We start from the raw sequence: 8,890 nt of genomic DNA on the forward strand, positions 1-8,890 counted from the left end.
TGATTGTCGGTCACCGGCACCTCGGCCAGCGGGCAGCCCCGATCGCGCCAGTCGGGGATCAGTTCGTCCAGCCCCTTGGGATCGATCACCGCGCCGGACAGAATGTGCGCGCCGACTTCCGAGCCCTTTTCGAGCACGCACACGCTCAGTTCGGCGCCGGCCTCGTTCGCGCGCTGCTTCAGCCGTATCGCCGCCGACAATCCCGCCGGGCCGGCACCGACGATCACCACGTCATAGGGCATCGACTCGCGTTCAGCCATCGTCATCTCCCGCCGGGACAGCGCACCGACCCCCTGTCGTCGTGCCCGGGCAACGTCTCATCCGCGATCCGGTTCGGGCAGATTGACCGCCACGTCAAGGCAGGACTCTAGTGGCCGCGATGGGGGCGGATCAGCATCACGATTGGCGACAACTGGCGGAAAGCGCGCTCGACTGGTGGCGCGACGCGGGCGTCGACACGCTCGTCGCCGACCAGCCACGCGACTGGCGCACACCGGCGAACGGGCCGGCGGCAACCGGGCCCGCCGACGCCGCCCGCGCCGGCGCGGCCAAGGTGGCGGACGTCGCGCCGGCGCCACCGCTGCCCGCCACGCTCGACGCCTTCGCCGCCTGGCGCACCGGCCCGGATGCGCCCGAGGCCAGTTGGGGCGCCCCGCTTCTCGCGGCGGAGGGCGATCCGGCCAGCGATCTGATGATTGTGGTCGATTGCCCGGAAGGCGACGGCCTGATGGGCGGAGCGGCGGGCGTGCTGTTCGACCGGATCCTGGGCGCGATCGGCCGCGACCGCGCGAGTATCCATCTGGCGGCACTGGCCATCGCGCGTCCGATCGGCGGCATCCTGCCCTCCGAGAGCGAGGCGGAGCTGACCACGCTGCTGCGTCACCACATCGCGCTGGCCGCGCCCAAGCGGCTGCTTTTGCTTGGAAAGTCGGTGAGTCGTGCGTTGATTGGGGTGGATAGCGTCAAGGCCCGTGGAAGTTTGCACAGGATTAACCTTGAAGTGGTCACTGTCGAAGCGGTCGCGAGCTGGCACCCGCGTTTTCTCCTGGAACGGCCGTCGCGGAAGGGCGACGCCTGGAAGGATTTGCAATTGTTGATGGGGGGCTTGCGCTGATGCGCTCCACTTTCCTGCTTGCCGTGGCCGCCGTGGCACTGCCGTTCGCTGCCCCGATCGCGGCCCATGCCGCCGATGCGGCTGACCAGCGATTTTCCTCCGCATCGGCCGCGCCGCGCGGCGACGGGGTGCCCGATCAGCTCGACGCCGATCAGCGCGCCGCCTATCGCGCGGTGTTCGCCGCGATCCGCGCCAGCCGCTGGTCCGACGCGCAGATCCAGCTCGACGCGATGAAGCCCGGCCCGCTCCACGCCTTCGCCCGCGCCGAACTCTACACCGCCAAGGGATCACCGCGCATCGATGTCGCTGCGCTGACCCAGCTGATTTCCGATGCGCCCGAACTGCCGCAGGCCGCGCAGCTCGCGCGCCTCGCCGAAAGTCGCGGCGCCACCGCGCTTCCCGTCATTCCCGCCGCGCAGACGCTGGTGTGGTATGACGGCGCGCCCAACCGCCGCCGCGCCAAGACCACCGCGCGCAGCGATGCCGCCGCCGCCGAGCTGGCGCGGACGGTGCAGCCGATGATCAAGGCCGATCGCGGCGCCGATGCCGAGGCGCTGGTCGAGGCCAAGGTCAACGATCTCACCCCGGAGGCGCTGACCGAATGGCGCCAGAAGGTGGCGTGGATCTATTACGTCTCCAACGACGACGTCTCCGCGCGTCGCGTCGCCGCGCTGGCGCAGGGCGGCACCGGCGAATGGGCGTCGCAGGCGGACTGGGTCGCCGGCCTGTCGGCATGGCGCAGCCGCGATTTCGCCGCCGCCGCCGCCGCCTTCGCCAGCGTCGCCCAGCGCGCCGCCGACACCGATCTGCGCGCTGCCGGCTTCTTCTGGGCCTCGCGCGCCGACATGGCCGCCGGGCGCCCTGATCTGGTCCAGGCCAGGCTGCAGAACGCCGCCCAATATGGCGAGACCTTCTACGGCCAGCTCGCGCGCGAATCGCTTGGCATTTCGACCCCGCTAGCCGCGTCGGGCGAACAGACCCGCGCGGAGGACTGGCAGCTGCTCGAACGCCGCCCCAACGTCCACGTCGCCGCCGCGCTGGCCGAAATCGGTGAGGGCGAACTGGCCGACAAGGTGATCCGCCAGCAGGCGCGGATCGGGGTTCCCGGCGAATATGGCGCGCTGACCCGCCTTGCCGGGCGGCTCAACCTGCCCGAGACGCAATTGTGGATGTCGCACAACGGCCCGGTCGGCGCGCAGCCGGCGATGGCTTCGCGCTATCCGATGCCCAATTGGACGCCCGACGGCGGCTGGCGCGTCGACAAGGCGCTGGTCTATGCCCACACCCTCCAGGAATCGCGGTTCCGCATCGGCGTGGTCAGCCCGGCCGGCGCCTATGGCCTGATGCAGATCATGCCCGCCGCCGCCACCGACATCGCCCGCGCCAAGGGGCTGGCCAAGCTCGACCGCGCCTCGCTGACCAAGCCGTCGACCAACATGGAGGTCGGGCAAAGCTATCTCGAGCAACTGCGCGACCAGCCGTCAACCGGCGGGCTGCTGCCCAAGGTGATCGCCGCCTATAACGCCGGCCCGCTGCCGGTGAGCGTGTGGAATAGCCAGATGAAGGACGGCAGCGACCCGCTGCTCTACATCGAATCGATCCCCTATTGGGAGACGCGCGGCTATGTGCTGACGGTGCTGCGCAACTATTGGATGTATGAGGGGCAGGCCGGCAAGGAATCGGCCAGCCGGGCGGCGTTGGCACGCGGCCTGTGGCCGAAATTCCCCGGCATGAACGGCGCCAGCGCGGTGCGGGTCCAGCCGCGCCCGGCCGGTTCGGTGCCGACGCCGTCCGCCCCGGTCAGCTATTCCGACGCGATCGCCGCGCTGAAACGTGCCAATTGACGAGAGCGTCGCGTTCCGGCCGGTCCGGATCGCGGTGCTGACGGTTTCCGACAGCCGCACGGCCGATACCGATACGTCGGGCGACACACTGGTGGCGCGGCTGACCGCGGCCGGGCATGAACTGGCCGACCGCGCGCTGCTGCCCGACGATGTCGCGGCGATCACCGGCAAGCTTCGCGTCTGGATCAACGATCCCTCGATCGACTGCGTCATCACCACCGGCGGAACCGGCGTCACCGGCCGCGACGTCACGCCGGAGGCGCTGGCAGCGGTACAGGACAAGCCGATCCCCGGCTTCGGCGAGCTGTTCCGCTGGCTGAGCTATGCCACGATCGGCACATCGACGATCCAGTCGCGCGCCTGCGCCTGCGTCGCGCGCGGCACCTATATCTTCGCGCTGCCCGGATCGACCGGGGCGGTCAGGGATGGCTGGGACGGCATTCTCGCCAGCCAGCTCGACAGCCGCCACCGCCCGTGCAACTTCGTCGAGCTGATGCCGCGCCTGCACGAGGGCTGACGCAGCACCCGCGCAAGGGGGCCGACGCCGATCAGGACGCCGGCTTGCCCGCCGCCGTGCGCTTTTCGCTCAGGAACTTGCCGAGTTCGCCGTCCATCACCGTGTACCAGTCGAGCATGTCGGCGAACGCCGTTTGGTTGACCCGACCGACGGAGGTGAAATCCATCGACTGCGCCAGATCGCCGTCGCCGTCGATCGCGACCTTCAGGAATCGCTTCTTGGCGTTCCATTCGTTGATCATTTCCAGCGTGTAGAACGGGTCCTTCTTGTACCACGCATAGAATTGGAACGACCCACAACCCTTCCTAGCCTCGTTGCAGCCGTAGAATTCGACGGTGAAATCCGACCCGTTGGTCGAGCTGGCGATCAGCGGCTCGCCCTTGCTGTTGGTCTTGAGTTCGGCCTTGTAGCCTGCCGTGCGGATCGCGCTCGCGACCACCTCCGGGTTCGACAGGTCGAGATATTTCTCCTGCTCCGCCGCCGTCGCCGGTCCGCTCGCCCCCGCCAGCGCCACCGCCGCGACCATCCACGCCTTCATCCGCATATCCGCCCCCAACCTGGATCAAGGGCCCCAGCTAAGCACCGGAGCGCTCCCGCGCGCAACGCTATTCGTCGGGCACCATCGCCGCCAGCTCATGCCCCTGCGGATCGCGGAAATGAAAACGCCTGCCGCCGGGAAAGGCGAAGATCGGCAAGGTCACCACGCCGCCCGCCGCGGTGACATCGGCCAGCGTCGCCTCCAGATCGTCGACCTGGATCACCGGCAGCAGTTGCGCGGTCGCCTGCTCCGCATCGCCATTGATGCCGACATCGACGTCCCCGGTGGTCGTCGCGGCATAATCCGGCCCGAAATCGGTGAAACTCCAACCGAACACCCGGCTGTAGAACAACTTGCACCCCCCGACGTCGCGCGCCGGCAGTTCAACATAGTTCAGACGCGCCATCACCCACTCCTTTGTTCTTGCTTCGTTCTAACATCCGCCATATTGCCGCGCAATGGCAAAGGCGAGGCCGGTGCGCGGCGCCACTCACAACAGCGAAAGCATGCGCTTCAACCTGCCCCAGCGCGAGGCCGACGGCGACTGGCTGGACGATCGCGAGGGCATCGACGGCGAACCGCCACGGCTGCGGACCACGGTGACCGTCGAACACCCGCGCACCATCATCACGCGCAACCAGTCCCCCGACGTCCCTTTCGATCGCTCGATCAACCCCTATCGCGGCTGCGAGCATGGCTGCATCTATTGCTTTGCCCGGCCCACCCACGCCTATCACGATCTGTCGCCGGGGCTCGATTTCGAAAGCCGTTTGTTCGCCAAACCCGACGCGCCCGCGCTGCTCCGCGCCGAACTGGGGAAGCGCGGCTATGTCTGTCGGCCGATCGCATTTGGCACCAACACCGATCCCTATCAACCGATCGAGAGCGACTGGCGCATCACCCGCGGCTGTATCGAGGTGTTGGCGGCGTGCGATCACCCGATCACCATCACCACCAAGTCCGACCGGGTGGTGCGCGACCTCGACCTGCTGGCCCCGATGGCGGCGAGGGGACTGGCGGCGGTGATGGTTTCGGTGACGTCGCTCGACCCAAAGGTGGCGCGGACCGTCGAGCCGCGCGCGCCGCATCCCGAACGGCGGCTGGCGGCGGTGGCGAAGCTGGCGGCGGCGGGCGTGCCGACCGTCGTATCGATCGCGCCCGTGATCCCGGCGATCACCGACCATGAGATCGAGCATCTGATCGAACGTGCGGCGCAAGCGGGCGCCTATGGCGCGGGGTTCATCCCTGTGCGGCTGCCGCATGAGGTCGCGCCGCTGTTCGAGGCATGGCTCGACGCGCATTTCCCCGATCGCAAGGGCAAGGTGATGGCGACGATCCGGTCGCTGCGCGACGGAAAGCGCAACGACCCGAATTTCGGATCACGGATGCGCGGCAGCGGGCCGTGGGCGGAGCTGTTGCGCACCCGATTCCACATCGCCTGCCGCAAACATGGGCTGACTCGCGAGCGCAAGCCGCTGCGGACGGAACTGTTCAGGCCGCCGGCGGGAGATCAGGGGGAGTTGTTCTAGCCAAAGACCCCACGCCCCGTCGCCGCCGCGCCTGGTCCGGCCCGGATGGCAGGGTGCGCAGCAGATCGCGATACTGCGCCAGCGCAAGTCCGGGCAGTTCGACGGCCTGCGCGATGGGAAACCAGCGAAGCTCGGTATGCTCCTCGCCCACGAGCGACGGCTCTCCCCCCGCCCAGCGATCGATCACGAACATGTGATAGATCGCGCCCATCCTCTCGTCATGGATCAGGCCGACGGGCCGTGGCTGATGTGGGAGCAGCCCGACCTCCTCCATCGATTCGCGGGCAAGGCCCTGTTCGGGCGTTTCGCCGGATTCCAGGTGCCCGCCGACAAAATCCCAGCAGTTCGGATAACTCGCCTTGTGCCCGGCGCGTCTGGCCAGGAGCACCCTGCCGCCGCGCATGAAAATCGCGCACGCGGTGTGGACCGGTTCAGGCGGCTCGCCGATCACGGCGCCCGCCCTCACGCCGCCGCCAGCCTGAAGTCCTTATATTGTTCGCGGATCGCGGTCTTGAGCAGTTTGCCGGTCGCGGTGTGCGGCAGGTCGTCGACGAAGTGGATCTCATCGGGCAGCCACCATTTGGCGACGTGCTTGGCCAGATGCGCCTGTACCTCCTCCGCCGTCACCGCGCTGCCGGGCTTGCGCACCACCAGCAGGATCGGGCGCTCGTCCCATTTCGGGTGAAACACGCCGATCGCCGCCGCCTCCGCCACGCCGGGACAGCCGACCGCGGCATTCTCCAGATCGACCGAGCTGATCCATTCGCCGCCCGACTTGATCACGTCCTTGGCGCGGTCGGTAATCTGCATGACGTTGTCGGGATGGATCACCGCGACGTCGCCGGTGTCGAACCATCCGTCGGCGGTCAGCGCGTCCTCGTCGCTCCCGTAATAGCGTTTGACGATCCATGGCCCCCGAATCTGGAGCCGCCCCGAGCTGACCCCGTCGCGCGGCAGCAAAGCGCCCTCGTCATCGACCACGCGCAGTTCGACGCCGAACGGTGCGCGCCCCTGCTTGACCACCTGATCGACCTGTTGCTCGAAGCTCAATTCGTCCCAGTCCCACGACGGCGCGCCCATCGTGCCGATCGGCGACGTCTCGGTCATGCCCCAGGCGTGATTGACGCGGACGCCCATCCGCATGATCCGCTCGACCATCGCACGCGGCGCCGCCGATCCGCCGATGGTGACGATCTTGAGGTGGCGCGGCTCCTCCCCGGTCTCGTCCATATGCTGGAACATCGCGAACCACACCGTCGGCACTCCGGCCGAGTGGGTCACCTTCTCACGGTTCATCAGCGCGCAGAGGACCTTGGCGTCATTGACCGCCGAGAACACGAACTTGCCGCCGACCGCCGCCATCGCGAACGGCAGGCCCCAGCCGACCGCGTGGAACATCGGCACCACCGGCAGCGCCACCGCTTGCGCCGACAGGTCGAACTCGGCGGGCTGAAGCTCGGTGATCGCGTGGATCACGGTCGAACGATGCGAATAGAGGACGCCCTTGGGATTGCCGGTGGTGCCGCTGGTGTAGCACATCAGACAGGCGTCGCGTTCCGATCCTTCATGCCACGCATAGTCGCCGTCCTCGACATCGATCAGCGCGCGCAGGCTGTCCGGCCCGTCGCCGTCCATCACCACATAATGCTCGATCGTCGTCCACTGCGCCTTGAGCCGGTCGACGATCGGCTGGAACGCCTTGTCGTACAGCAGCACGCGGTCGCCCGCATGATTGGCGATATAGGCGAGCTGATCGTCGAACAGCCGCGGATTGATGGTGTGCGCGACCCCGCCCATCCCCATCGTGCCATACCAGGCGACCAGATGATGGGCGTGATTCATCGCCAGCGTGCCGACCCGGTCGCCCGGCCGCAGCCCAAGCCGTTCGAGCGCCTGCGCCAGCCGTCGCGAATCGTGCGCCACCCCGGCCCAGCTCGTCCGACTCTCGCTGCCGTCGGCCCAGCGGGTGACGATCTCCCGACTGCCATGTTCGCGGGCGGCGTGGTCGAGCAGGTGCGTCACGCGCAGCTCATAGTCTTGCATCTGTCCCAGCATCACTCGCCTGTTTCTTCCGTGTTCACGACACACGATATGTATCGGCGCGCGGCGTAAGGTCCAGAGGCGTTGTCCGGCGGAAACATACCGGAAATGCGAATCTGGCGATTATCCCGCGACCAGGCGCAGTTCCCGGCTTTCCAGCACCGCCTGGGCAACGCCCGGAAGCAGCCGGATGCGCGCGGCCAGCTCCTCGTCGGCCAGGAAATCCTCGCCGAGTTGCACCTGCGCGTCGCCGCCGGGCGCGGTGCAGGTGATCACCACCGCGCATTGCCCGCCGCGCACGTCCAGCAGCCCGGCCAGCGTCCCCATCGCCTCGGGCGTATCGATCCGCAGGCGCAGGATCATCCGCGCCTGGCTGGCCAGCGCCTCGAACGGCCGGATCGAGCGGACGGTGACGCGGGCGCTGTCCTCCCCCGCGCGCCGGTCCAGCTCGACCGATACCAGCCCGCAGCCGCCGTTCCGCGCCGCCTCCTCCAGATCCTTGCACGGTCCCTCATCGAAACAGGTGACCGGCACCTGCCCCGTCGCATCGGACAGCGTCGCCATCAGATAGCGCCGCCCGCGCGCCGACGTGCGCCAGCGCGCATCCTCGACCAGCGCACCGACGGTGGCGGCGGTGCGCGCGCCCTCGGCTATCTCGATCTCGCCCAGCCCGACGATCGTCCGCGCGCCCTGCGCCGCCGCGAGATGGCGATAGCGGTCGAGCGGATGGGCGGAGAAGAAAAAGCCGAACGCATCCTTTTCGGCATTGATCCGCTGCGCCAGCGTCCAGCGCGCGCCGGCGGGGAGCTGGACCGCGACCATGCCGCCGTCCCCCTCACCGAACAGGCCGCCCTGCCCGCTCGCGCGGTTCTGATGCGTCTGTGCCGCCACCGCCAGGATCGTTTCCGCCCCGGCGTGGATCGCCGCGCGGTCGGGGTCGATCGAATCGAACGCGCCCGCCCCGGCCAGCGTCTCCACCTGCCGCTTGTTGAGCAGGCGCGGATCGACCCGGCGCGCGAGATCGTCGAGCGACGCGAAGTCGCCGCGTGCCATCCGTTCCGCGACCAGCAATTCCATCGCCCGCTCGCCGACGCCCTTCAGCGCGGCGAGGCCGTAGCGGACCGCCAGCCCCTCGGCCACTTCCTCGACGCTGAACTCGGCCTCGCTGGCGTTGACGTCGGGCGGCTGGCAGGCGACGCCCAGCCGCTTCATGTCGTCGGCAAAGATCGCCAGCTTGTCGGTCTGCGCCATGTCGAAGCACATCGACGCGGCGAAGAATTCATGCGGATAATGCGCCTTCAGCCATGC

General features: G+C 68.5%; 9 protein-coding genes and 1 pseudogene. 4 read left to right on the top strand and 6 right to left on the bottom strand.

Annotated features, from left to right (window positions below):
* Positions 1 to 260, bottom strand: a 260-nt coding sequence (locus VNR91_RS11000) for an NAD(P)/FAD-dependent oxidoreductase (protein WP_325490814.1), incomplete at its 3' end; no start/stop codon positions are given.
* Between the two features lie 119 nt (positions 261 to 379).
* On the opposite strand from VNR91_RS11000, the gene VNR91_RS11005 reads away from it, so the two are divergent.
* The 3 genes from VNR91_RS11005 to moaB are packed head-to-tail and all read left to right on the top strand — an operon-like array spanning position 380 to position 3,475.
* Positions 380 to 1,114, top strand: a complete 735-nt coding sequence (locus tag VNR91_RS11005) for a uracil-DNA glycosylase family protein (RefSeq protein WP_325490815.1) — start codon at positions 380 to 382, stop codon at positions 1,112 to 1,114.
* On the top strand, positions 1,114 to 2,958 hold the full coding sequence (locus VNR91_RS11010) for a lytic transglycosylase domain-containing protein (protein WP_325490816.1): 1,845 nt from the start codon (positions 1,114 to 1,116) through the stop codon (positions 2,956 to 2,958). Before VNR91_RS11005 ends, VNR91_RS11010 begins: the two co-directional genes overlap by 1 nt.
* Positions 2,948 to 3,475 (top strand): molybdenum cofactor biosynthesis protein B, encoded by a 528-nt coding sequence (moaB, locus tag VNR91_RS11015; protein ID WP_325490817.1) that lies wholly within the window; start codon positions 2,948 to 2,950, stop codon positions 3,473 to 3,475. Before VNR91_RS11010 ends, moaB begins: the two co-directional genes overlap by 11 nt.
* Positions 3,476 to 3,506: 31 nt before the next feature.
* Here moaB and VNR91_RS11020 read toward each other — a convergent pair whose 3' ends face one another.
* The gene (locus VNR91_RS11020; RefSeq protein WP_325490818.1) at positions 3,507 to 4,013 is read right to left on the bottom strand and encodes a YbjN domain-containing protein; all 507 of its coding nucleotides are present in this window, start codon (positions 4,011 to 4,013) and stop codon (positions 3,507 to 3,509) included.
* Between the two features lie 67 nt (positions 4,014 to 4,080).
* On the bottom strand, positions 4,081 to 4,419 hold the full coding sequence (locus VNR91_RS11025) for a VOC family protein (protein ID WP_325490819.1): 339 nt from the start codon (positions 4,417 to 4,419) through the stop codon (positions 4,081 to 4,083).
* A 52-nt stretch (positions 4,420 to 4,471) separates the two neighbouring features.
* On the opposite strand from VNR91_RS11025, the gene VNR91_RS11030 reads away from it, so the two are divergent.
* Positions 4,472 to 5,542 carry a PA0069 family radical SAM protein gene (locus VNR91_RS11030; RefSeq protein ID WP_325490820.1) on the top strand — a complete coding sequence of 357 codons (1,071 nt, stop codon included), beginning with the start codon at positions 4,472 to 4,474 and terminating at the stop codon, positions 5,540 to 5,542.
* Here VNR91_RS11030 and VNR91_RS11035 read toward each other — a convergent pair.
* From VNR91_RS11035 to VNR91_RS11045, 3 genes and pseudogenes are all read right to left on the bottom strand, one after another.
* On the bottom strand, positions 5,505 to 5,993 hold the full coding sequence (locus VNR91_RS11035; protein ID WP_325490821.1) for an NUDIX hydrolase: 489 nt from the start codon (positions 5,991 to 5,993) through the stop codon (positions 5,505 to 5,507). The two genes, VNR91_RS11030 and VNR91_RS11035, sit on opposite strands and share 38 nt — an antisense overlap.
* An 11-nt stretch (positions 5,994 to 6,004) precedes the next feature.
* Positions 6,005 to 7,597, bottom strand: a complete 1,593-nt coding sequence (locus VNR91_RS11040) for a long-chain fatty acid--CoA ligase (RefSeq protein ID WP_325490822.1) — start codon at positions 7,595 to 7,597, stop codon at positions 6,005 to 6,007.
* A 108-nt stretch (positions 7,598 to 7,705) separates the two neighbouring features.
* Positions 7,706 to 8,890, bottom strand: a pseudogene (locus VNR91_RS11045) (DNA polymerase III subunit alpha); the annotation flags it as partial.

Source organism: Sphingomonas sp. (assembly GCF_035555815.1).
Taxonomy (GTDB): Bacteria; Pseudomonadota; Alphaproteobacteria; order Sphingomonadales; family Sphingomonadaceae; genus Sphingomonas.